Origin of the sequence: Oryzihumus leptocrescens (genome assembly GCF_006716205.1) — a bacterium.
In the GTDB taxonomy this organism is placed as follows: Bacteria; Actinomycetota; Actinomycetes; order Actinomycetales; family Dermatophilaceae; genus Oryzihumus; species Oryzihumus leptocrescens.
Genome location: NZ_VFOQ01000001.1, coordinates 1,635,410 through 1,656,783, shown reverse-complemented (window position 1 = coordinate 1,656,783; position 21,374 = coordinate 1,635,410). Strand labels below are relative to the sequence as shown.

Annotated in this window: 22 protein-coding genes; 7 read left to right on the top strand and 15 right to left on the bottom strand. The window is 73.4% G+C overall.

Annotated features, from left to right (window positions below; genetic code table 11):
• The first annotated feature begins 73 nt into the window (after positions 1-73).
• Entirely contained in the window at positions 74-1,483 is a 1,410-nt protein-coding gene (locus FB474_RS07810) for an ABC transporter substrate-binding protein (RefSeq protein WP_246092083.1), read from the top strand.
• Between the two features lie 74 nt (positions 1,484-1,557).
• Here the strand turns inward: FB474_RS07810 and FB474_RS07805 are convergent, their stop codons facing one another.
• The 5 genes from FB474_RS07805 to FB474_RS07785 all read right to left on the bottom strand — a co-directional run bounded on the left by FB474_RS07805 (position 1,558) and on the right by FB474_RS07785 (position 5,347).
• Positions 1,558-2,373 carry a TrmH family RNA methyltransferase gene (locus tag FB474_RS07805; RefSeq protein WP_141788135.1) on the bottom strand — a complete coding sequence of 272 codons (816 nt, stop codon included), beginning with the start codon at positions 2,371-2,373 and terminating at the stop codon, positions 1,558-1,560.
• Positions 2,374-2,388: 15 nt separating this feature from the next.
• A complete protein-coding gene (locus FB474_RS07800) occupies positions 2,389-3,162 on the bottom strand; it encodes a sulfite exporter TauE/SafE family protein (protein ID WP_141788134.1) in 774 nt (257 codons plus the stop codon).
• A 66-nt stretch (positions 3,163-3,228) separates the two neighbouring features.
• Positions 3,229-4,449, bottom strand: a complete 1,221-nt coding sequence (locus FB474_RS07795) for an SPFH domain-containing protein (protein WP_141788133.1) — start codon at positions 4,447-4,449, stop codon at positions 3,229-3,231.
• 5 nt (positions 4,450-4,454) lie between these two features.
• Complete coding sequence (locus FB474_RS07790) at positions 4,455-4,922, bottom strand: NfeD family protein (RefSeq protein WP_141788132.1); 468 nt, start codon at positions 4,920-4,922, stop codon at positions 4,455-4,457.
• A gap of 98 nt (positions 4,923-5,020) precedes the next feature.
• The gene (locus tag FB474_RS07785; protein ID WP_141788131.1) at positions 5,021-5,347 is read right to left on the bottom strand and encodes an ArsR/SmtB family transcription factor; all 327 of its coding nucleotides are present in this window, start codon (positions 5,345-5,347) and stop codon (positions 5,021-5,023) included.
• 84 nt (positions 5,348-5,431) lie between these two features.
• Between FB474_RS07785 and FB474_RS07780 the strand changes: the two genes are divergently transcribed.
• Positions 5,432-6,661 carry an MFS transporter gene (locus tag FB474_RS07780; RefSeq protein WP_141788130.1) on the top strand — a complete coding sequence of 410 codons (1,230 nt, stop codon included), beginning with the start codon at positions 5,432-5,434 and terminating at the stop codon, positions 6,659-6,661.
• A 28-nt stretch (positions 6,662-6,689) separates the two neighbouring features.
• Here the strand turns inward: FB474_RS07780 and FB474_RS07775 are convergent, their stop codons facing one another.
• Positions 6,690-7,472 (bottom strand): ABC transporter ATP-binding protein, encoded by a 783-nt coding sequence (locus FB474_RS07775; protein WP_141788129.1) that lies wholly within the window; start codon positions 7,470-7,472, stop codon positions 6,690-6,692.
• Positions 7,473-7,530: 58 nt separating this feature from the next.
• Between FB474_RS07775 and FB474_RS20735 the strand changes: the two genes are divergently transcribed.
• A complete protein-coding gene (locus tag FB474_RS20735; protein ID WP_185746088.1) occupies positions 7,531-8,304 on the top strand; it encodes a hypothetical protein in 774 nt (257 codons plus the stop codon).
• Positions 8,305-8,310: 6 nt separating this feature from the next.
• Here the strand turns inward: FB474_RS20735 and FB474_RS07765 are convergent, their stop codons facing one another.
• Complete coding sequence (locus FB474_RS07765) at positions 8,311-9,222, bottom strand: LLM class flavin-dependent oxidoreductase (RefSeq protein ID WP_141788127.1); 912 nt, start codon at positions 9,220-9,222, stop codon at positions 8,311-8,313.
• A 45-nt stretch (positions 9,223-9,267) separates the two neighbouring features.
• Positions 9,268-9,432 carry a hypothetical protein gene (locus tag FB474_RS20730; RefSeq protein ID WP_185746087.1) on the bottom strand — a complete coding sequence of 55 codons (165 nt, stop codon included), beginning with the start codon at positions 9,430-9,432 and terminating at the stop codon, positions 9,268-9,270.
• 259 nt (positions 9,433-9,691) lie between these two features.
• Here FB474_RS20730 and nadA point away from each other — a divergent pair, with 259 nt between their 5' ends.
• Positions 9,692-10,897, top strand: coding sequence for a quinolinate synthase NadA (gene nadA, locus FB474_RS07760; RefSeq protein WP_141788126.1), 1,206 nt, complete (start codon positions 9,692-9,694; stop codon positions 10,895-10,897).
• A gap of 52 nt (positions 10,898-10,949) precedes the next feature.
• Here the strand turns inward: nadA and FB474_RS07755 are convergent, their stop codons facing one another.
• Positions 10,950-11,681 carry a dienelactone hydrolase family protein gene (locus FB474_RS07755; protein WP_141788125.1) on the bottom strand — a complete coding sequence of 244 codons (732 nt, stop codon included), beginning with the start codon at positions 11,679-11,681 and terminating at the stop codon, positions 10,950-10,952.
• 115 nt (positions 11,682-11,796) lie between these two features.
• Here FB474_RS07755 and FB474_RS07750 point away from each other — a divergent pair, with 115 nt between their 5' ends.
• A complete protein-coding gene (locus FB474_RS07750) occupies positions 11,797-12,759 on the top strand; it encodes a PLP-dependent cysteine synthase family protein (protein ID WP_221632478.1) in 963 nt (320 codons plus the stop codon).
• A gap of 81 nt (positions 12,760-12,840) precedes the next feature.
• On the opposite strand, the gene FB474_RS07745 is transcribed toward FB474_RS07750, so the two are convergent.
• On the bottom strand, positions 12,841-13,350 hold the full coding sequence (locus FB474_RS07745; RefSeq protein WP_141788123.1) for a hypothetical protein: 510 nt from the start codon (positions 13,348-13,350) through the stop codon (positions 12,841-12,843).
• A gap of 226 nt (positions 13,351-13,576) precedes the next feature.
• Between FB474_RS07745 and FB474_RS07740 the strand changes: the two genes are divergently transcribed.
• Complete coding sequence (locus FB474_RS07740; RefSeq protein ID WP_141788122.1) at positions 13,577-14,947, top strand: pyridoxal phosphate-dependent decarboxylase family protein; 1,371 nt, start codon at positions 13,577-13,579, stop codon at positions 14,945-14,947.
• A 139-nt stretch (positions 14,948-15,086) separates the two neighbouring features.
• Here FB474_RS07740 and FB474_RS07735 read toward each other — a convergent pair whose 3' ends face one another.
• Positions 15,087-16,454 (bottom strand): dipeptidase, encoded by a 1,368-nt coding sequence (locus FB474_RS07735; RefSeq protein WP_141788121.1) that lies wholly within the window; start codon positions 16,452-16,454, stop codon positions 15,087-15,089.
• An 80-nt stretch (positions 16,455-16,534) separates the two neighbouring features.
• Between FB474_RS07735 and FB474_RS07730 the strand changes: the two genes are divergently transcribed.
• Positions 16,535-17,113: a DUF3043 domain-containing protein gene (locus tag FB474_RS07730; RefSeq protein WP_141788120.1), complete on the top strand. Its 579-nt coding sequence runs from the start codon at positions 16,535-16,537 to the stop codon at positions 17,111-17,113.
• Between the two features lie 74 nt (positions 17,114-17,187).
• Here the strand turns inward: FB474_RS07730 and FB474_RS07725 are convergent, their stop codons facing one another.
• The 4 genes from FB474_RS07725 to cobA are packed head-to-tail and all read right to left on the bottom strand — an operon-like array spanning position 17,188 to position 21,373.
• Entirely contained in the window at positions 17,188-18,540 is a 1,353-nt protein-coding gene (locus FB474_RS07725) for a transaminase (RefSeq protein ID WP_246092082.1), read from the bottom strand.
• On the bottom strand, positions 18,537-19,913 hold the full coding sequence (locus FB474_RS07720; RefSeq protein WP_246092081.1) for a serine hydrolase domain-containing protein: 1,377 nt from the start codon (positions 19,911-19,913) through the stop codon (positions 18,537-18,539). The genes FB474_RS07725 and FB474_RS07720 overlap by 4 nt, the downstream gene beginning before the upstream one ends.
• Positions 19,910-20,125, bottom strand: coding sequence for a hypothetical protein (locus FB474_RS07715; protein WP_141788119.1), 216 nt, complete (start codon positions 20,123-20,125; stop codon positions 19,910-19,912). The genes FB474_RS07720 and FB474_RS07715 overlap by 4 nt, the downstream gene beginning before the upstream one ends.
• Positions 20,126-20,134: 9 nt before the next feature.
• Positions 20,135-21,373 (bottom strand): uroporphyrinogen-III C-methyltransferase, encoded by a 1,239-nt coding sequence (gene cobA / locus FB474_RS07710; RefSeq protein WP_141788118.1) that lies wholly within the window; start codon positions 21,371-21,373, stop codon positions 20,135-20,137.
• Between the last annotated feature and the right edge of the window lies 1 nt (position 21,374).

The following is a 21,374-nucleotide window of genomic DNA, read 5'->3' as shown; positions in this document are numbered from 1 at the left end:
CCCGGTCCCGCCGGAAGGCGGAGATCGACCACACACGCGGCCGCGCAGGGCGGTCGGGGCGAAAGGAGAACGCGTGTTCCATCGATCAGGCACGGGCGGTCAGCGCACGGCATACCGGATGGTCCTGGCCACCGGCATCGCCGCGCTGTCGCTGGGACTGGCCGCCTGCGGGGGCAGCGGCGACGCGCCGGCCGGGGCGAAGGCACCGGACAAGGGCGTCCTGGACAAGACCAACGGCGTGACCAAGGTGTCTTTCTGGCACGCCATGGATGGCAAGAACGCCGAGGTGCTGACCCAGCTCGTCGCGCAGTTCAACAAGGAGAACGCCGGCAAGATCCAGGTCGAGGCGACCTACGCCGGCAAGTACGACGACGCCATCGCGAAGTACAAGGCCTCGGTCCAGAGCAAGTCCACGCCGGACGTGGTGCAGGTCTACGACATCGGCACCAGGTTCATGATCGACGCCGGGCAGGCCGTGCCGATGCAGGACTTCATCGACCGCGACAAGATGGACGTCAGCGACCTGCAGCCCAACATCGCCGGCTACTACAGCATCGACAAGAAGCTCTACTCGATGCCGTTCAACACCTCCATGCCGGTGCTCTACTACAACAAGAAGCTGTTCAAGGCCGCCGGGCTGGACCCGGACAAGGCGCCGACCACGCTGGAGGAGATCCGCGCCGACGCCGAGAAGCTGTCGGCCAAGAACGGCGGCCCGGCCAAGTACGGCTTCGGCGCAGCCATCTACGGCTGGCTGCTCGAGCAGTTCATCGCCGGCGACGGCGCCGAGTACTGCAACCAGGGCAACGGCCGTGACGGCAAGGCCACCAAGGTGCAGTTCGACTCCCCCGACTCTGTCGCCGTCGTCGGCTGGTGGCAGAAGATGGTCAAGGACGGCCTGGCCGCCAACACCGGCCGCGACACCAAGGCGGCCCAGGCCGCGTTCAAGGCCGGCCAGCTGGCGATGACCCTGGAGTCGACCGGCCAGGTGGGCGGCTTCCAGAAGGCGGCGCAGGAGGGTGGCTACGAGCTCGGTGTCGCCAACTACCCCAAGCTCAAGGCCGGGCAGGGCGGCCCGATCATCGGCGGCGCCTCGCTGTGGATCGACGGCGAGGGCCACAGCGACGCCCAGAAGGAGGCCTCCTGGCGGTTCGTGAAGTTCCTGGCCAGCCCCCAGGCCCAGGCCACGTGGCACACCGGCACCGGCTACTTCCCGATCTCCAGGGGCGCGCTCAACGAGCCCACGGACGTGGCGTGGCGCAAGCAGTACCCCCAGTTCGACGTGGCGGTGAAGCAGCTGGAGTCCACCCAGCTGACCAAGGCCACGCAGGGCTGCCTGCTCGGCGTGATGCCGCAGTCGCGCAAGGCCTCCGAGGACGGCCTGGAGAAGGCGCTCAACGGCACCGACCCGCAGCAGGCGATGACCGACGCCGCCGCCTCGCTCAAGCCGGCCATCGAGCAGTACAACTCCTCGACGAAGTAGCGGCAGGACCGTCCCGTCGCACCACCGGAGCGCCCCGTCCCTCGTCCGAGGGGCGGGGCGCTCTCGTCGTCCGGTCAGCCCGTGGTGGGGCGCAGCGCCCAGAAGGCGACGGCGCTGGCCGCGGCCACGTTGAGGGAGTCCACTCCCCCGGCCATCGGGATCTTCACCACCACGTCCGCCGCCTCGAGCACCCGGCGCGAGATCCCGTCGCCCTCGGTGCCGAGCACGAGCGCCAGGCGCTCCGGCGGGTCGGCGGCCAGGTCGTCCAGGCTGACCGCGTCCGCGCTCAGCGCGAACGCCGCGACGCTGAACCCGTTGTCCCGCAACACCTCCACCCCTGCCGGCCACGGGTCGATGCGGGTCCACGGAACCTGGAACACCGTGCCCATCGACACGCGCACACTGCGCCGGTAGAGCGGGTCGGCGCACCGGGGCGTGACCAGGACCGCGTCCACGCCCAGCGCCGCCGCACTGCGGAACGCGGCACCGACGTTGGTGTGGTCGACGATGTCCTCGAGCACCGCGACCCGGGTGGCGCCCCGCAGCAGCTCCTGCGGCGGCACCAGCTCGGGCCGCTGCATCGAGGCCAGCGCCCCCCGGTGCAGGTGGAAGCCGGTCATCGCCTCGATGACGTCGTGCTCGCCGACGTAGACCGGGACGCCGTCGCGACCGGCCCGCTCGACCAGGTCGGCCAGGTCGGACAGCCAGCGCTCGGCCATGAGGTAGGAACGGGGCCGGTGCCCGGCGGCCAGGGCTCGGCGGATGACCTTCTCGCTCTCGGCGACGTAGAGCCCCCGCTCGGGCTCGGTGCGCCGGCGCAGCGCGACGTCGGTGAGCCCGAAGTAGTCCTGCAGCCGGTCGTCCTTCGGGTCCTCGATCCGCGTCACCACGGGCGCAAGGCTACGTCAGCTGAAGAACACCATCCGCACGATGGCCACGACGCCGATCACGACGATGACCCCGCGCAGCACCCGGGGCGGGAGCCGCCGCCCGACATGGGCGCCCACCCAGCCGCCACCCAGCGACCCGAGCGCGATCAGGCCGGCGACGGCCCAGTCGACGTCGTCGCGGGCGACGAGGATGAAGGTGATCGCCGCCACGGCGTTGACGATCGTGCCGAGAACGTTCTTGAACCCGTTGATCCGCTGCAGCGACTCGGTCATGAGGACGCTCATGATCCCCACGAGCAGCACGCCCTGGGCCGCGCCGAAGTAGCCGCCGTAGACGCCGGCCACGAAGACCCCGCCGAGCAGCAGCGCGGTCGCGCCGCCGCCGCGCCGTCCGGTGTCGGTATGCCGGGCCGCCGCCTTCTTCTGCAGCCATGGGCCCGCGAGCACCAGCACGAGCGCCAGCGCGATGAGGACCGGGACGATGGCCTCGAAGGCCTTCGGTGGCAGGACCAGCAGCAGCAGCGCACCGGTGACGGCACCGAGCAGCGAGGCCGGCGCCAGCCGCCGCAGGGCGTGGCCCTGCCCGTCGAGCTCGGCGCGGTAGCCGTGGATGCCGGTGAGCCCGCCGGCCACCAGGCCGACGGTGTTGGAGATGTTGGCGACCACCGGCGCGTAGCCGAAGAACAACAGCGTGGGGAACGTGATCAGCGTGCCCGAGCCCACGATCGTGTTGATCGTGCCCGCGGCGAGGCCAGCGAGCAGGATGGCGACCACCTCGAACACGGACACCCGGTCACCCTAGCGACGGGTGACCGGGTGCCTCGTGCAGGGCCGCCGGCGCGGCGGCTCAGGCGGCTACGGGTGCTGCTCCCCGCCGGGCTGGTCGGTCGGCGGGGCCGGCGGCTCGGGTGCGACCGGGGGCTGCGACACGGCCGGGGGCTCGGGGGCCACCGGCGCCTCGGGAGCCGCCGACGGGTCACCGGCGGACGGCACACCGGGAGGGTCCGCGGGGAAGCCGTGCGTCCCGCCGGTCACGCCCTTGCGGTGCCCCTCGGCCTCGGCGCTGGACCGCGCAGCCTCTCCGCGGGCCTCCGCCAGGGCCCGGGCCGGGTCCTCCAGGGCGGTCTCCTCGAACGCGGTCGGCACCCGTTCGCCGGTGTCGACCCACTCGTCCTCGTCCCGGCCGGTCGGGCCCTGGTCGGTGCCGCCGAGGGCGTTGCCGATGCCCTTGAGCGCGTCGGTGAGCTCGCTGGGGACGATCCACATCTTGTTGGCGTCGCCGCGGGCGATCTGGGGCAGCACCTGGAGGTACTGGTAGGCCAGCAGCCGCTGGGTGGGCTTGCCGCGGTGGATCGCGTCGAAGACCTGCTGGATCGCGCGGGCCTGGCCCTGGGCCTCGAGGATCCGGGCCTGGGCCGAACCCTCGGCCCGCAGGATCTGGCTCTGCTTCTCACCCTCGGCGGCGAGGATGGCTGACTGCTTGACACCCTCGGCGGTGAGGATGGCGGCACGGCGGTCACGCTCGGCGCGCATCTGCTTCTCCATCGAGTCCTGCACCGAGTGCGGCGGGTCGATGGCCTTGAGCTCGACGCGGCTGACGCGGATGCCCCACTTGCCGGTCGCCTCGTCGAGGACGCCGCGCAGCTGGGCGTTGATCTGGTCGCGGCTGGTCAGCGTCTGCTCGAGGTCGAGCGAGCCGATGACGTTGCGCAGCGTGGTGACCGTGAGCTGCTCGATGCCCTGGATGAAGTTGGCGATCTCGTAGACGGCCGCCTTGGCGTCGTTGACCGCGTAGTAGATGACCGTGTCGATGTTGACGACGAGGTTGTCCGACGTGATCACCGGCTGCGGCGGGAAGGAGACCACCTGCTCGCGCAGGTCGATGTTGGCGCGCACCTTGTCCACGAACGGCACCAGGAAGTGGATGCCCCCGTCGAGGGTGCGCGAGTAGCGGCCGAGCCGCTCGACGATCTGGGACGTCTGCTGCGGCACGATGCGGATGGTCCGCACGATGACGACGACCGCGAAGACGACCAGCAGCAACAGCACGATCAGGCCGGCGCTGACTCCGCTCACAGTGACTACTCCGAATTCCGACCAGGCGCGACGCCAGTGACGATCGCGGTGGCCCCCTCGATGGAAACTACCCGGACCTCTTGCCCGGGCAGGCAGTCGGCGGTGCCCGGTGCGGTGCGGGCCGTCCAGGTCTCACCGCCCAGCTTGATGCGACCGTCGAGCGACGTGACGGTCTGGATGACGAGCGCGGCCCGGCCGATCTGGGCCGGGAGCCCGATCCCCCCGTGCCCCTCGGGCACCATGAAGTGTCGGCGGACCAGCGGCCGCACCCCGAACAGCAGCAGCCCGGCGACGGCGACCGCGACGAGCACCTGCAGCGCCACGGGCGCGCCCAGAGCCGAGGCCAGGGCCCCGGCCAGCGCACCGCCACCGAGCATGAGGAACACGAAGTCGACGCTGGCGGCCTCGATGGCCCCCAGCGCGAGGGCCAGACCGACCCAGGCCAACCACCCGTGATCAGCGAACCACGACATGGATCCCCTGCCTCCTTCCGTGCACCAGCACAGCACTGCGACGCCAACCTATCGGCGCCGGTTCCCGGCTGCCGTGCGATTTCGGCGGCGCCGTCGCCTCAGGAGTGCCCGTCGGTCAGGACCGCGTCGAGCAGACCGGGGAAACGGGCGTCGAGATCGTCACGACGCAGGCTGATCAGACGTTCACGACCCTGGGGGGTGCTGCGGATGACACCGGCCTCACGCAACGTCTTGAGGTGGTGCGAGCGGGTCGACTTGGCCAGGTCTCCCCCGACCGACTGGCAGGTCATCAGCTCCCCCGAAGCCCCGCTCGCGAGCAGCTGGACGATGGCCAGGCGCGAGGGGTCGCTCAGGGCGAACAGCACCTCGGTCAGCTCGATGTCGCTGACCTCGGGGTGCTCGGGCCGCTGCACGGTCGTCGTCATGGTTCGATAATAGTTGAACAATCCGGGAATGGCGCCTACCGTCTCAACAGTTCGATCATCATGGAACAGTTCTCGAGGAGTCCGATGTCCCTCCCCCGCACCCTGCCGCGCCTGGGTCGCACCCCCGCGTTCGCGGTCGTCTCCCTTGCCCTCGTGGTGCTCATGCTCGCCGCCGGCGCGCCCTCGCCGCTGTTCGTCGTCTACCAGGCCCAGTGGCACTTCAGCTCCGCCGCGCTGACCGCCGTCTTCGCGGCATACCCGTTGGCACTGCTGGCTTCCCTGCTGACCGTGGGCGGGCTGTCCGACCACGTCGGGCGCCGCCCGGTGCTGGCCGCCGCGCTGGCGCTGGACGCCGTCGCGATGCTGCTGTTCCTCGGAGCAGGCGGGGTCGGCGGCCTGCTGCTGGCCCGCGCGGTGCAGGGCCTCGCGACGGGCGCGGCGATGGGGGTCGTCAGCGCCGCACTCGTCGACCTGCAGCCGCTGCGCCGGCCCCGTGCGGGCGTCGTGGTCAACAGTGTGGGGCCGACCGCCGGGCTTGCGGCAGGGGCACTGGGCGCCGGACTCGTGCTCGACCACCTGCCCGCGCCGACCACGGTGGTCTTCGTCGCGCTGACCGCGGCGCTCGTGGTGCTGGCGGCACTGGTCGCCACGGTCCCGGAGACCGTGACACCGCGCGCGGGGGCCCTGAAGTCGTTGCGCCCCAGCGCATCCGTGCCCCCTCGGGCCCGCCGTGCCTTCGCCACCGCGGTGCCGGCGCTGGTCGCGACGTGGGCGATCGGTGGCCTCTACCTCTCCCTCGGCCCCTCCCTGGTGGCCACCCAGCTGCATGTGCAGGGGCACCTCGCGGGCGGGTTGGTGGTCGCAGCCCTGACCGGCGCCGGCAGCATCGCCGTGCTGCTGGTCGGCGACCGTGCGCCGCGGCCCACCATGGCTTTCGGTGCGGCGACGCTGGCCGCCGGCGTCCTGGCCACGCTCGTCGCCCTCGACATGCGGTCGGTGGCCGGCTTCTTCGCGGCCACCGTCGTGGCCGGCGTCGGCTTCGGCACGGCGTTCTTCGGGGCGTTCCGCTCTGTCGCGGCGCTGCCCGAGCCGCATGAGCGTGCCGAGCTGTTCGCGGCGGCGTACACGGTCAACTACCTCGCGTTCGGCGTGCCGACCCTGCTCGCCGGTGTCGCCGCCCGGCAGGTGGGGCTGGTGCCGACCGCCATGGCCTACGGCGTGGTGGTCGCGGCGCTGGGGCTGGTCGCCCTGGGCCTGGGGCTGCGCCGGGAACCCGCCAGCGGCCCCGCGAGGGCCTGCCCGGTCACGACCTGACCGGTCACGGGCTGGCTGCCCGGTCCGTTCAGCGGGCCCGGGCGGACCAGCGTTCGCCGTGCCGGTCCACCACCAGCGGCAGCCCGAAGGTCTCGGAGAGGTTGTCCTCGGTCAGCGTGATCTCGATCGGTCCCTGCGCCACGACGCGGCCGTCGCGGACGAGCAGCACGTCGGTGAACGACGGGGGGATCTCCTCGACGTGGTGGGTGACCAGCACGAGGGCAGGGGCGTCGACGTCGGCGGCGAGCTCGCCGAGGCGGGCGACGAGGTCCTCCCGGCCGGCGAGGTCGAGGCCGGCGGCGGGCTCGTCGAGCAGCATCAGCTCGGGGTCGGTCATCAGCGCGCGGGCGATCTGGACCCGCTTGCGCTCACCCTCGCTGAGGGTCCCGAACTGCCGGTCGGCCAGGTGCCCGGCGCCGAGGGCCTTCAGCAGCTCGGCGGCACGGCCGTGGTCGAGCTCGTCGTAGCGCTCGCGCCAGCGCCCGACGATGCCGTAGGACGCGGTGACGACGACGTCGGCCACCCGCTCGTCGGCGGGGATCCGCTCGGCGATCGCGGCGCTGGCCAGGCCGATCCGCGGGCGCAGCTCGAACACGTCCACGGCGCCGAGGACCTCGCCGAGCACCCCGGCCACGCCCTGGGTCGGGTGGATGCGCCCGGCGGCGAGCTGGAGCAGGGTGGTCTTGCCGGCGCCGTTGGGGCCGAGGACGACCCAGCGCTGACCCTCCTCGACCTCCCACGTGACGTCGTCCAGCAGGGTGTTCCCCCCGCGGACCACACTGACGCCGGCGAGCTCGAGGACATCACTCATGGCGGTGACCCTAGCCAACCCCCGGGGACCGGTCGCGCCCGACACCTACCATGGCGGGATGTCCGTGCTCCCCGCATCGGTCCGCCTCGCACTGTGGGCCACCGCGTCCTTCGCCGACCGGTCCCGGCTCGAGGACGTCCTCTCCCGCGCCCTGCCCGACGTCGACCACGTCGACGGTGACCCGCTCGCCCGGCTCGGCCTGTGGCGCGACCTGGGTGAGCGTGCCGTGCTCGTCGCGCTGCCCCGCCCCGGTGACCTGCGTGGTATGCCGCGTGGCTCGGCCGAGTTCGCCGCCGCGGCGACCGCCGCCGGGGAGTGCGTCTACGTGCCGGGGATGGGCGGCGCGCTGGTGCCCCGGGTCGAGGTCTACGGCCCGGAGGTGGACCAGGGCACCCGGATGACGTGGACGGCATACGACACCGACCCGGTGCCGGTGCACGCACTGGAGGCGCTGTCGCTGGGCGAGGTGGAGCGGGAGCTGCGTTCCGAGCTGGCCGAGCTGACCGAAGCCCTGGACGGCCTGGATGCCCGGCCCTGGTCCGGCAGCGACCTGCGGGCCACCGCCGACGAGCGGCTCGGCGGCCGCGGCTGGGGGCTGCCGGACGGTCTGTCGCCGCGGTGCATCCGGGTGATGACGATGGCCGCGCAGGTCGGCACGATCACCGACGTCGGGCTGAGCCACGTCGGGCACGCGGTCGACACCCACGGCACCGAGCGCCGGCGGGCCCTGCTGGCCGACCTGCAGGGCGTGGCCGACCGCGCCCTGGCCCAGGCCGCCACCGTCGCCGCCCTCGGCCTGGCCGGGATGCGTCCGGCCGGCGCGCGCGACTAGACCGGCTCAGCCGCGGGTGGTCGCCGCGGTCACCTCGATGATGGCGTCCATGAGCTCACGCTTGCGCGGGCCGGTGCCGAGCGTGAAGTCGGGGACGATGACCTCGTCGACCCCGACCGCCTGCCAGCCCTCGACCGTCTCGACGAGGTCCTCGGGCGTCCCACCGATCGCCGCCCGGGCCGGTGAGGCCGCCGCCTCGGCCCGCGCCTCATCACCGTCGTCGCCGACGAACCACAGCGCCTGGCACGAGCGCTGCACCGTGGCCGGGTCGCGGTCGGCCTTCTCGCACTGGCGGTCGAGGACGGCGCTGCGCTCGGCCACCCGGTCGGGCAGGCCCCACATGTTCCACTCGTCGGCGTGCCGGGCGACGATGCCCAGCATCCGCTCACCGGTGCAGCCGACGAGCAGCGGCACCCGCGACTGCACGGGCTTGGGCTCGCACAGCGCATCGGTGACGCGGTAGTAGTCACCCGCGACGGTGGTGCTCTCCCGGGTCAGCAGGCCCTCGATGACGCGCAGCCCCTCGTGGAACCGGCTGACCAGCGGGCCGGGCGCGGGCAGATCGATGCCGTACTGCTCGTGCTCGTTGACCTGCCAGCCGGCGCCGAGGCCCAGGACCAGGCGCCCGTTGCTCACGTGGTCGACGGTGGCCGCCCAGTTGGCGACGACGGCCGGGTGCCGGTAGGTCATGCCCAGCACCAGCGGTGCCAGCACGATCCGGTCGGTCAGCCCCGCGAGGGCACTCAGCGCGGCGGTCGCCTCGAGCAGCGGGGCGGCCGCCTCGGCGCGGTCCGCGCTGTTGGCCATGAAGTGGTCGGCCAGGTAGGCGCGGTCCCAGCCCGTGGCCTCGGCGTGCCGCACCGTGTCGACGACCTCGTGCCAGGGCTGGCCGACCGAGGGCCAGATCGAGAAGCGCATGGCCGGACCCTAGCCGCCACTGCGACGGTCGGCCGGCGACCGGGCTCAGATGCCGGCGGTGTCGCCCATCAGGACCCGGATCTCGGCCTCGGACAGGTCGTTCAGCTCGGCCAGCGTGACCACGCCGGAGGACAGCAGGTCGGCCACGTGCCGGGCCAGGCTCTCGCGGTGGACGTCGGTCGTGGCGCCGGCGAGGTCGGTGTGCGTCATGGTCGGCTCCTTGAGTCGGCGGGGGTCCTGCGGGTGACCGTTCGCCCCCGTGACCGGTCAGGTGCACGACGGTAGCGGCGGTGATCCTCGATCCCGCGGAGGCTCTCGCGCAACCCCTGACGGCGTGTCGCGACTCCTGGCCGGTGTGTCACCGACCCGGACCGCGTCACGGGGCCGGCGGCGACGCTCCCGACGCACCGGCACGGCATACCCGGTGGTCCTGGACGGAGGCGTTGTGAACGTGTGAAACGATCAGCGGGTGAGCACCACCACAGACAGCCCGCGCCACGCGTCCCTGCCCCTGATGGTCCTCGGCCACGGCCGTGAGCTGGCCACCGAGCGAGGGGTGGAGTGCCCCGGCGAGCTGCCGGCACCGTCCGACCCGGGCCTGGTCGAGCGGGCGCGCGCGGCCAAGGCGGCGCTGGGCAACTCGGTGTTCGTCCTGGGCCACCACTACCAGCGCGACGAGGTCATCGAGTTCGCCGACGTCACCGGTGACTCGTTCAAGCTGGCCAAGGACGCCGCGGCCCGGCCCGACGCGCAGCACATCGTCTTCTGCGGCGTGCACTTCATGGCCGAGTCGGCCGACATCCTCACCAGTGACGAGCAGCAGGTGATCCTGCCCGACCTCGCCGCGGGGTGCTCGATGGCCGACATGGCCGCGATCAGCCAGGTCGAGGATGCGTGGGACGACCTGGTCGACGCCGGTGTGGCCGACGACGTCATCCCGGTGACCTACATGAACTCCAGCGCCGCGATCAAGGGGTTCACCGGCCGCCACGGCGGCACGGTCTGCACCTCCAGCAACGCCAAAACCGCTCTGGCGTGGGCGTTCGGCCGGCGCGGCGGACTCGAGGGCACCGGCAAGGTGCTGTTCCTGCCCGACCAGCACCTCGGCCGCAACACCGCCGTGCGCGAGCTCGGCCTGTCCCTCGACGACTGCGTGGTCTTCGACCCCCACAAGCCGAACGGCGGACTGACCCGCGAGGAGCTGCAGGCGGCCCGGATGATCCTGTGGCGCGGGCACTGCTCGGTGCACGGCCGGTTCAGCCTGGAGGCCGTCCACGAGGCCCGGGCGACCATCCCCGACGTCAAGGTGATCGTCCACCCCGAGTGCCGCTACGAGGTCGTCGAGGCCGCCGACGAGGTCGGCTCGACCGAGAAGATCATCAAGACCATCGCGGCGGCCCCGGCCGGCACCAAGTGGGTCGTCGGCACCGAGCTCAACCTGGTGCGGCGCCTGGCCACGCAGTTCCCCGACCAGGAGATCGCCTTCCTGGAGAAGAACGTCTGCTACTGCTCGACGATGAACCGCATCGACCTGCCCCACCTGGTCTGGGCGCTGGAGTCACTCGTGGCCGGACGCACGGTCAACCGGATCGAGGTCGACCCCGACGTGGCGCACTGGGCGCGGGTGGCGCTGGACCAGATGCTGGCCCTGCCCGGCGAGACCAGCAAGGACTGACCGGACACCGCCTGGCCCGCGAATTCGCCCCATTGACAGGCGGTTTCGCGGGTCACGCCGTGTCTGGAGCCGCGTCGAGGTAGCGGTGGAAGAACGCCGCGATCCGTCGCCGCGCGTCCTGCGTCGCCGCCTCGTCGTACGCCGTGCCGCTCACCTTCGCCAGGACCGTGGCCATCCGGCCGGAGTCGCTGTGGTCGTTCATGAACCCGTGCCCCACGCCGGGGTAGACGCGGATGTCGTGGTCGATGTCCAGCGCGCCGAGGTGGTACTCCAGCCGCTCCGCCGACCGCCGCGTGATCAGGTCGCGGCTGCCGTAGCTGCCGACCACCGGGCACACCCCCGCCAGCGCCTCGCGCGTCTGGTAGCGCCGCCCGACCGTCCCGTAGCTCACCCCCGCCGCGTCGTAGTCGTCGCCGAGGGCCAGCATCAGAGCGAAGCCGCCACCCATGCAGAAGCCGACGACCCCCACCCGTCCGGTGCAGTCGTCGCGGCCGACCAGCCAGTGCCGGGCCGCGTCGAGGTCGCGGAACGTCCGGCCCTGGTGCTCCAACGTCTCCCGGATGGTTGAGCGCAGGCACCGCGCGCGGCTGCCCCAGTGGAACAGGTCCGGCGCGACGGCGAGGAACCCCTCCCCCGCCAGCCAGTCGGCCTGACGCCTCAGGTCCGGGGTCATGCCCATGGCGTCGCTGACCACGACCACCCCCGGCCACGGTCCGGAGTCGGACGGGGTCGCCAGCCAGGCGGGCAGCGCGCCCTCCGGCGTCGGGATGCTCACCTGCGTCATCGCCCCACCTCCGCCGGCCACGCTAGGAGCGCGGCCGGGCCCGCACCACCGCAACCAGACGTATGCCGGGTGCCCGCCTCCCAGTGCCCGGCGGGCACCCGGGATCATGCGTGGCGTGACTGGGACCAACGCACAGACCGCCGCGACCGGTGACGCCGGGGACGTCCTGGCGACGATCGGGAACACCCCGCTGGTGACGCTGCGCCGGGTGGTGCCGCCCGGCTGCGGCGAGGTCGTGGTGAAGGTGGAGGGGCAGAACCCGACCGGCAGCATGAAGGACCGGATGGCCCAGGCCATGGTCGCCGGAGCCGAGCGCGACGGCCGGCTGCGTCCCGGCGGCACCGTGGTGGAGTACACCGGCGGCAGCACCGGCGCCTCCCTGGCCCTGGTCTGCGCCGCGCGCGGGTACCGCCTGCGGATCGTCACCTCGGACGCCTTCAGCCAGGACAAGCTGACCCAGATGGCCGCCTACGGCGCCGAGCTCACGCTCGTGCCCAGCGAGGGCGGCCTGATCACCAAGGGGCTCATAGAGCAGATGGTCGCCACCGCCCGGGAGGTCAGCCGCGAGCCCGGGACCTACTGGACCGACCAGCTCACCAACACCGACAGCATCGCGGGCTACCACTCCCTCGGCGAGGAGATCTGGACGCAGACCGGCGGCCGGGTCGACGCGTTCGTGCAGTCGATCGGCACCGCGGCATCGCTGCGCGGCACGGCCGGGGCGCTGCGGGCCCACCACCCCGGCCTGAGGGTCGTGGCGGTCGAGCCGGGCGAGTCCGCCGTGCTCTCCGGCGGCGCCCCCGGCGCCCACCCGATCGAGGGCATCGGCATCGGCTACCGACCGCCGATGTGGGACCCGGAGCTGCCCGACGAGGTGCGGGCGGTCCCCAGTGACGACGCCGAGGAGATGGCCCGGCGGCTCGCCCGCGAGGAGGGGCTGTTCGCGGGGACGTCCTCGGGCGCCAACGTCCTCGCCGCGATCGAGGTCGCCCGACGGCTCGGTCCCGGGTCCCGCGTCGCGACCCTGCTGGTCGACTCCGGGCTGAAGTACCTCAGCACCGGCGTCTACAGCCGCTGAGCGGCGTTCCCACGCCCCCGGGCGGCCCGCTGCCCGGCTGCCTCGCGCGAGGCCGGTGCCCGACGCGAGGCTCGGTACGTGTCAACGCGCGGGGGTTGAGCCGGCCGACGCAGCCATCCGCGCGCGGAGCATCGCGACCTCGAACTGCCCTTCGGTCATGCGTGTCAGCGCCACCGTGGGCCAGCCACTCACCGAGAGGACCAGTGAGCGGCCGTCCTCGGCGAGCCTGAGCTCGCCGGACCCGGCCGGCACGTTGCGAGGCCAGCTGCTGACCCAGGTCAGGTACACCCTCGCCCCGGGGTGTTCGGGACCAGGACCCTCTGCACGGAACGTGTCGCTACGGCCGGCAGACCTGGTGTCCAGAGGGACGGTGGAGAGGGAGACGAGCCATGAACCGTCGGGCTTGGGGGCCCACAGCACCCGCACTCCCCCATGCCCGTCCACCAGCGCGAAATCGGCCTCCCGCCGGACCGCAAGCGTGTGGACGCTCAGCCCGTCTGACGCGCGGACCCCGGGTACCGCGCCGCCGGCGATGCCGGCCACCGTCGAGCAGCCAGGGAGCAGCGCGGCAGCCGCGGCGGCCACCACCACGGCACGGCCAGCGCGCCAGGTCCTGCAGGCACCCCGGTCCCACCCCATGCGACACCTCCCTACTCCTCACCCTGCCGAGAGCATGCCGGGCGGCAGGGTGGTGGCGCCCGGGTCTGCCCGGAACCCAGCCGAACGGATGACCCTGCCGAGGGCCTCTTCAGCCAGGCTCAGGCCGCACCAGCGCGCGGCGGTGTCGGCGGCCGGGCGGCGGCGATAGCCTCCGCGAATGGAGCACCACGCGGCCCTCGACGCAGCTCACCGCCATGCCCTGGCCTGGCTCGACGGGCTGCGCGAGAGGCGGGTGCACCCGGGGCCGGGGGTCGACGCGATGGCCGGCTTCGCCGGTCCGCTGCCCGGGCACGGGGAGGACCCCGCGACGGTGGTCGAGGCGCTGGTGGCCGCGGCCGAACCGGGGCTGGTCGCCAGCGCCGGGCCGCGCTACTTCGGCTACGTCATCGGCGGCGGCCTGCCCTCGACCGTCGCAGCCGACCAGCTGGCCGCCGCCTGGGACCAGGTGGCCGGGCTGGAGGTGATGTCACCGGCCGCCGCGGCCGCCGAGGAGGTCGCCGGGGCGTGGGCGCGCGAGCTGCTCGGGGTGGCCCCGGACGCGTCGTACGGCTTCACGACCGGCGCCCAGATGGCGAACTTCACCGGGCTGGCCGCCGGGCGCCACGCGGTCCTGGCCCGGGCCGGCTGGGACGTGGAGCGGGACGGCCTGCAGGGGGCCCCGCGGGTCCACGTCGTGGCCGGGGCGCAGTCGCACTCGACCATCCCGCAGGCGTTGCGCTTCCTCGGGTTCGGCGGGACGCCGGACCATGCCGAGGCCGACGGCCAGGGCCGGATGGTGCCGTCGTCGCTGCGGGAGGTGCTGGCCCGCTCCGAGGGCCCGGCGATCGTCTGCGCGCAGGCCGGCAACGTCGACACGGGGGCGTTCGACCCGGTCGCCGAGATCGCCGAGGTCTGCCGCGAGCGGGGCGCCTGGCTGCACGTCGACGGGGCGTTCGGCCTGTGGGCGGCGGCCAGCCCGCGGCTGCGGCACCTGACCGCCGGGGTCGAGCTCGCCGACTCCCTCGCCACCGACTGCCACAAGTGGCTCAACGTGCCCTACGACTCGGCCCTGGTCTTCACCCGCGACCCCGAGGCGCACATGGCAGCGATGACGTGGCAGGCGGCCTACGTGCAGGTCGGTGAGTCGCGCGACCCGTTCCAGTTCGTGCCCGAGTCCTCCCGGCGGGCCAGGGGATTCGCCGTCTGGGCCGCGATCCGCGAGCTCGGCCGCGAGGGCGTCGCGGCGATGGTCGAGCGCTCGTGCGACCTGGCCCGGCGCTTCGCCGACGCCCTGCGGGACGAGCCCGGGGTCGAGGTGCTCAACGAGGTGGTGCTCAACCAGGTGCTGGTGCGCTTCGGCGACTCCGACGAGCACACGGCCGCGGTGATGCAGGGCATCCGCGACAGCGGGGAGGCGTGGGTGTCGGGGACGGTCTGGGACGGCCGGCCGGCGATGCGCTTCTCGGTCTCGAACTGGATGACCACCGAGGCCGACATCGACCGCACGCTGGCCGCCGTGCTCACCGCCCACCGGAGCGTCACGGCCTGACCGGACACGGCACAGCCCGCGAATCAGGCCTCGGGAGGGGCAGATTCGCGGGCCAAGGCGTGTTCGGTCGGGCCGGGGACACAGGTATGCCGCCCGCTCAGGTGAGCGGGCGGCATACCCGGGGGTGGTGCGTGCGGCCTCAGGCCTTCTTCAGCGTGCCGAGCCGCTCGAACAGGACGGCCTCGGCGACGCAGACGCGCTCGAACTCGCCGAGGTGCAGGCTCTCGTTGGCGCCGTGCGCGCGCGTGTCGGGATCCTCCACGCCGGTGATGAGGATGCCGGCCTCGGGGAACTTCTCGGCGAACGCCGCGACGAAGGGGATCGAGCCGCCGACGCCGATGTCGACCGGCGGGGTGCCCCAGGCGTCGGTGAACGCGGCCCGCGCCTGGTCGTAGACCGGGCCCTGTGCGTCGGCGGCGAACCCGGCGCCGGACTCGTCGAGGTGCACGTCGACCTGGGCGTTCCACGGGGCGTGGGCCTTGAGGTGGTCGGTGACGAGGCGGTAGGCCGCGGCCGGGTCCTCGTCGGGCGCGATGCGCACCGAGATCTTGGCCGAGGCCTGCGGCACCAGGGTGTTGCTGGCCTGGGACACGGTGGGCGCGTCGATGCCGATCGTCGTGATCGAGGGCTTGGTCCACATCCGCGACAGCAGCGAGCCGGTGCCGATGGTGTGCACCCCGTCGAGCAGGCCGGAGTCCTTGCGCAGCTGCTCCTCGGTGAACTCGAGGTCGGCGGCCTCACCGGACTTCAGGCCCTCCACGGCCACGTTGCCCTCGTCGTCGTGCAGCGTGGAGAGCAGGCGGGCCAGGGACATGATCGCGTCAGGCACCGCGCCACCGAACATGCCGGAGTGGACCCCGTGGTCGAGGGTGCGCACGGTCACCACGACGCGGATCATGCCGCGCAGCGTGGTGGTCAGCGCCGGCACGCCGATGCCCCAGTTCATCGAGTCGGCCAGCACGATCGCGTCGGCGCGCAGCTTCTCGCCGTGGCGCTCCAGGATCGTCGGCAGCGAGTCGGAGCCGATCTCCTCCTCGCCCTCGACGAAGACGGTGACGCCGACCGGCAGGGTGCCGTGGTGGGCGCGCAGCGCGGCGATGTGGGCCATGACGCCGGCCTTGTCGTCGGCGATGCCGCGGGCGTAGACCCGGCCCTCGCGCTCGGTCGGCTCGAACGGGGCACTGTCCCAGTCCTCGTCCTTGCCGGGCGGCTGGACGTCGTGGTGGGCGTAGAGCATCACCGTCGGCGCCCCCTCGGGACCGTCGACGTGGCCGATGACCGCCGGCCGGCCGCCCTCACGGACGATCTCCACGGCCAGGCCCTCGGCCCGCAGCAGCGCGGCCACGGCTTCGGCGCTGGCCTCCACGTGGGACTGGTCGAACGCGTCCAGGGACACGCTCGGGATGCGGGTCAGCGCCTCCAGGTCCTGGCGCAGGCCGGGCATGAGCTCGGCGATGCGGGTCCGGAGGGCGTCGATGCGGTCAGGGGTCACGGCGTCGTCGGTCACGCACGCGAGCGTACCGACCCGGCCACGGCGCCCCGGTGGCGATACCAGCGAACCGGCGCACTCGACATACAGTGTCCGTCGTGTTTGGACGAAAGAAGGCCGCCGAGCCGGCCGCCCCCGAGACCACCGTCGCCGAGCGCCCGGGCGCCAAGAACCGGCCCACGCCCAAGCGCCGGGACCAGGAGGCGGCGCGCAAGAAGCCGCTCGTGCCGACCGACCGCAAGGCCGCGGCCAACGACGCCCGCCTCAAGGCCCGCGAGGCCCGAGCCCGGCAGCGCGCCGCCATGATGACCGGTGACGAGGCGCACCTGCCCGCCCGCGACAAGGGCCCGGTCAAGCGGTTCATCCGCGACAGCGTCGACGCCCGGTGGAACGTCGGCGAGTTCATGCTGCCGGTGATGGTCCTCGTGCTGGCGCTGTCGTTCGTGCGGCAGAGCTGGGCGCTGCTGATGGTGTTCGTCCTCGTCTACGGCCTCATCGTCGTGGCGATCGTCGACGCGGCGCTGATGTGGCGGCGCACCCGCAAGCGGATCATCGCCAAGTTCGGCGAGGGCAGCGTGCCCGCCGGGTCGACGATGTATGCCGTGATGCGCGCCTTCCAGATGCGCCGCTCGCGGCTGCCGCGCCCGCAGGTCGCCCGCGGCGAGAAGCCGCAGTGACCTGACGCCTGCTGGCGTGCGAGAGGGGCGGGGACCGTGACGGTCCCCGCCCCTTCGTCGTGCCGGGAGCCCGCTCAGCCGGCGAGCGTGGCGACCGCCTCGCCGAAGAGGTCGAGGTGCGCCTGGACGTCGTCGGCGGTGGTCTCGGGGGACATCAGCGCCATGTTGTGGAACGGCGTGAGCAGGATGCCCCGGTTGGCGAGGAACAGGTGCAGGTAGTCGTCGAGCTCCTCGTCGTGGACCTCGTGCGACTCGGTGCCGTTGCGCGGCGGGGTGGCGCTGAAGCGGTACTCCGAGCGGGCGCCGAGCTGGGTGACCGACCACGGCAGGTCGTGCCGTTCGATCGTGGCACGGATGCCCGCGGTGTAGGTCGTGGCCAGGTCGATCATGTGGGTGAACGCGTCGTCGGTGAGCACCGACTCCAGCGTGGCGCGCATCGCCGCCACCGAGAGGGCGTTGCCGGCCATGGTGCCGCCGACGCCGCCCATGTCGACCAGGTCGAGGTCGTCGCGGCGCAGGGTGCGGTCGGCCAGCTCGGCGGACATGGCGTAGGCGCCGGCCGGGATGCCCCCGCCGATGGCCTTGCCGATGACGAGCAGGTCGGGGTCCAGGCCCCAGGCCTTCGTCGCGCCGCCGGGGCCCACCGAGAAGGTGTGGGTCTCGTCGTTGATGAGCAGGGTGCCGTAGCGCCGGGTCAGCTCGCGCACGCCCTCGAGGTAGCCCGGCTCCGGCAGGACGATGCCGATGTTGGTCAGCGCCGGCTCCATGAGGACCGCGGCCACGTCGCCGTGGGCGAGCTGGCGCTCCAGGCCCTCGAGGTCGTTGAACTCGGCGACCCGGCTGGTCAGCGTCACGTCGCAGGGTGCCCCGACGTTGCCCTCGCGGGCGGCGCCCTCCCCGTCGGGGGTGGTGACGATCAGCGACTCGTCGACGCTGCCGTGGTAGCAGTAGCTGTTGACCAGGATCTTCGGCCGGCCGGTGACCGCCCGGACGATCCGGATGGCCCAGCGGTTGGCGTCGGTCGCGGTCAGCGAGAAGCTCCAGCGCGACACCCCGAAGCGGCGGGTCAGCTCGGCGCCGACCCACTCGGCGTCCTCGGTCGGCAGCATCGCGGTGGCCCCGCCGAGCTCGGCGAACCGGCGCTGCACCGCCTCGACGGTGGCCCGCGGCGAGTGCCCCGCCATCGCGGCGGTGTCGCCGAGGGCGAAGTCGCGGTAGGTGTGGCCGTCGATGTCCGTGACCCTGGCACCGCGGGCGGAGTCCAGGTAGAGCGGGAACGCCCCGGCCCGCTTGTTCATCCACGTCATCGGCACCCGACCGAAGAGGTGCTCGGCGGCACCGAACGCCTTCTCCGACAACGGGTTGCGGGCCGCGAAGTCCGCGACCTCGCGGGCCATCAGCTCGTGCAGCCGGTCGCGGGCGATCACGGCGTCACCAGGTCGGCGAACGCGCGGGGCTCCCGCGTCACGGCGTAGGTGGCGAAGTACATGCGACTCACCTTTCCTTCCTCGTCGCGAGCCACCTCGAGCAGCTCGCCACGCTCACGCCCCTGCACCGCCCTGAACCGGTCGGCCCCGTCGGCCTCGAACCGGGTCTCGTTCGTCGTCGCCGGCGCCCCCGGCACCCGGCACCACAGGTCCTCGCCGCGGACCTCGAAGACCAGCTCCTCGCCCTCGGACCACCAGCTGCCCAGGATCTCTGCCAGCTCGGGCCGCGGCGTCGAGGGCACCCACGCCTGCGCCGGCCTGGGCTCGGCGTCGAGCACCTCGGCCACGAGCCGGCCGGCCAGGACCAGCGAGTCGGCGCCGGCGGTGGTGTTGGCGAACACCACCGCGCCCACCCCGTCGGCGCGGCGGACCCGCAGGCCGGTCAGGTAGCCGGGCATCGCGCCGCCGTGGCCGACGAGCACCCGCTCCCCCAGCCGGCCCATGCCGAAGCCCAGGCCGTAGCCGCCGGTCCAGCCGTCGGGGTCGGTGATGACCAGCGGGCGGCACATCTCCTCGACCGTGTCGGCGGAGAGCACCTCCTCGACCGGGTCGGCGACGAACGCGGCATACCGGCCCAGGTCGGCGACCGTGCTCCACAGGCCACCCAGGGCGGCGGTGGCGCGCAGGTCGAAGCGCGGCTCCTGCGTGGCCAGCCCGGAGAACGGGTGCACCTGGTAGCCGAGCGCGCGGTCCTCGCGCGGGGTCAGCCCGGTGTGCCGCATCTCCAGCGGGTCGAGGATGCGTCGACGCGCCACGTCCTCCCACGGCGCGCCCTCGACCCGCTCGACGACCTGCCCGAGCAGGGCGTAGGCCAGGTTGGAGTAGTGGAAGACGAAGTGCGGCGGCAGCACCCGCTCGGCCTGCTCGAGCTCGGCGTGCAGCCGCTGCTCGTCGGGGGCGTCCAGGGTCTCCCAGATGCGCCCGACCGGCTCGCGCTGCAGGCCCGAGGAGTGGGCCAGCATCTGCCGCAGCGTCACGTCGCCGTGGCGGGTGTCCGGCAGCCAGGTGGACAGGCGGTCGTCCAGCCGCAGCCGGCCCTCGTCGCGCAGCGCCATGACCAGGACCGCGGTGAAGGTCTTGGTGATGGAGCCGATCATGTACTGCGTGTCGTCGGTGGGGGCGCACGCCGGGTCGAGACGCGCGGACCCCACGTGCGTGGACCAGACGAGGCTGCCGTCGCGGACCACGCCGGCGCTGACGGCCGGCGAGCGCCAGTCGTGCTGGGCCTGCCGGACCATCCGCTCCAGCCTGCGGGCGAGCTCGGGCGCGGCGGTCGCCAGGGAGGTGGTGCCGGGGAGCGGGTCGGCCGTCACTGCGCGGGGCGCAGGCTCATGGGGCCGTAGACGACGGCGTCCTCGTGGTGCAGGGTCACCGAGTCCACGCCGGCGTCGGCCAGGTCACGCCACTCCTCCCCCAGCCAGCTCTCGGCCTCGCTCTGGGAGGGGAAGCCCGAGGTCACGAGCGCACCCCCGCTCATCGGCTTGCCGTCGGCGTCGAGGTAGGTCCACGTCCACTGAGCGCTCATGACCTCACCTTAGCCAGCGGCGAAGCGCGCCACCGGGCCGATCACCGTGACGGCCGGCGGGCGCAGGCCGTCGGGAGGCCCGTCCTTGGCGACGGCACCCAGGGTGCCGGACAGCACCGCCTGGGTCGGGAGCCCGCCGTCCATGACACAGGCCAGCGGGGTGTCGGCGTCCCGGCCGGCGGCGACGAGGGCCCCGGCGATGGCGGGAAGGGTCTCCACGCCCATCAGCACGACCAGGGTGGTGCCACCGCGGGCCAGGGCGTCCCAGTCGACGGTGCTGCGCGGGTCCCCGGGCGCGGCGTGCCCGGAGATCACCGTGAAGCCCTGCGACAGGCCGCGGTGGGTGACCGGTATGCCGGCCAGCTCGGGCGCCGCGATCGCGGAGGTCACCCCGGGGACCACCTCCGTGGCCACCCCCGCCTCGGCGCAGGCCAGGACCTCCTCCATGCCCCGGCCGAAGACGAAGGAGTCCCCGCCCTTGAGCCGGACGACGGTCAGGCCGCGGCGGGCGCGGTCGACGAGCACGGCGTTGATCTCCTCCTGCGGGGTGAACCGTCCACGGGGGATCTTGGAGACGTCGACGACCTCGACGCCCTCGCGCAGCCCATCCAGGACGGCGAGCGGGGCGAGCCGGTCGACGACCACCACGTCGGCGGTGGCCAGGGCCTGGAACCCCTTGAGGGTCAACAGCTCGGGGTCACCCGGTCCGCCGCCGACGAGGATCACCCGCCCGGGGGTGTCGTCCCGCAGGGGCGGGCGTGCCGGTGCGCCGGGGTCGTCGCGCAGGGCCGCCTCCACGGCGGTCACGGCGGCGTCGCGCAGGGCGGCGGCGCGGCGGGGGTTGCGGTCGCCGTGCACGCTCACCGTGGCCGGGCCGCTGCGCCCGGTCGCCGGCATCCACGCCGAGGCGTCCCGGGCGTCGTCGACGCGCAGGCAGAAGACGCGGCGGACCTCGGCCTCGCGCAGCACCGCGGCGTTGACCTCGGGGTCGGCGGTGCAGGCCATCGCCAGCCAGGCGCCCTCGAGGTCGCCGTCGGCGTAGAAGCGTGGGTGCCACTCGACCTGCCCGCGCAGGGCGAGGTCCTCCAGAGCAGCGACGACCTCGGGCGAGACGACGGTGACCGCGGCCCGGGCCTGGAGCAGCGCCCCGACCCGCCGCAGCGCCACCCGGCCGCCGCCGACCACGACGACGCGGCGGTCGCGCAGCCGCAGCCCCAGGGGCAGCAGGGTCTCGGCGTGCTCGGCCATG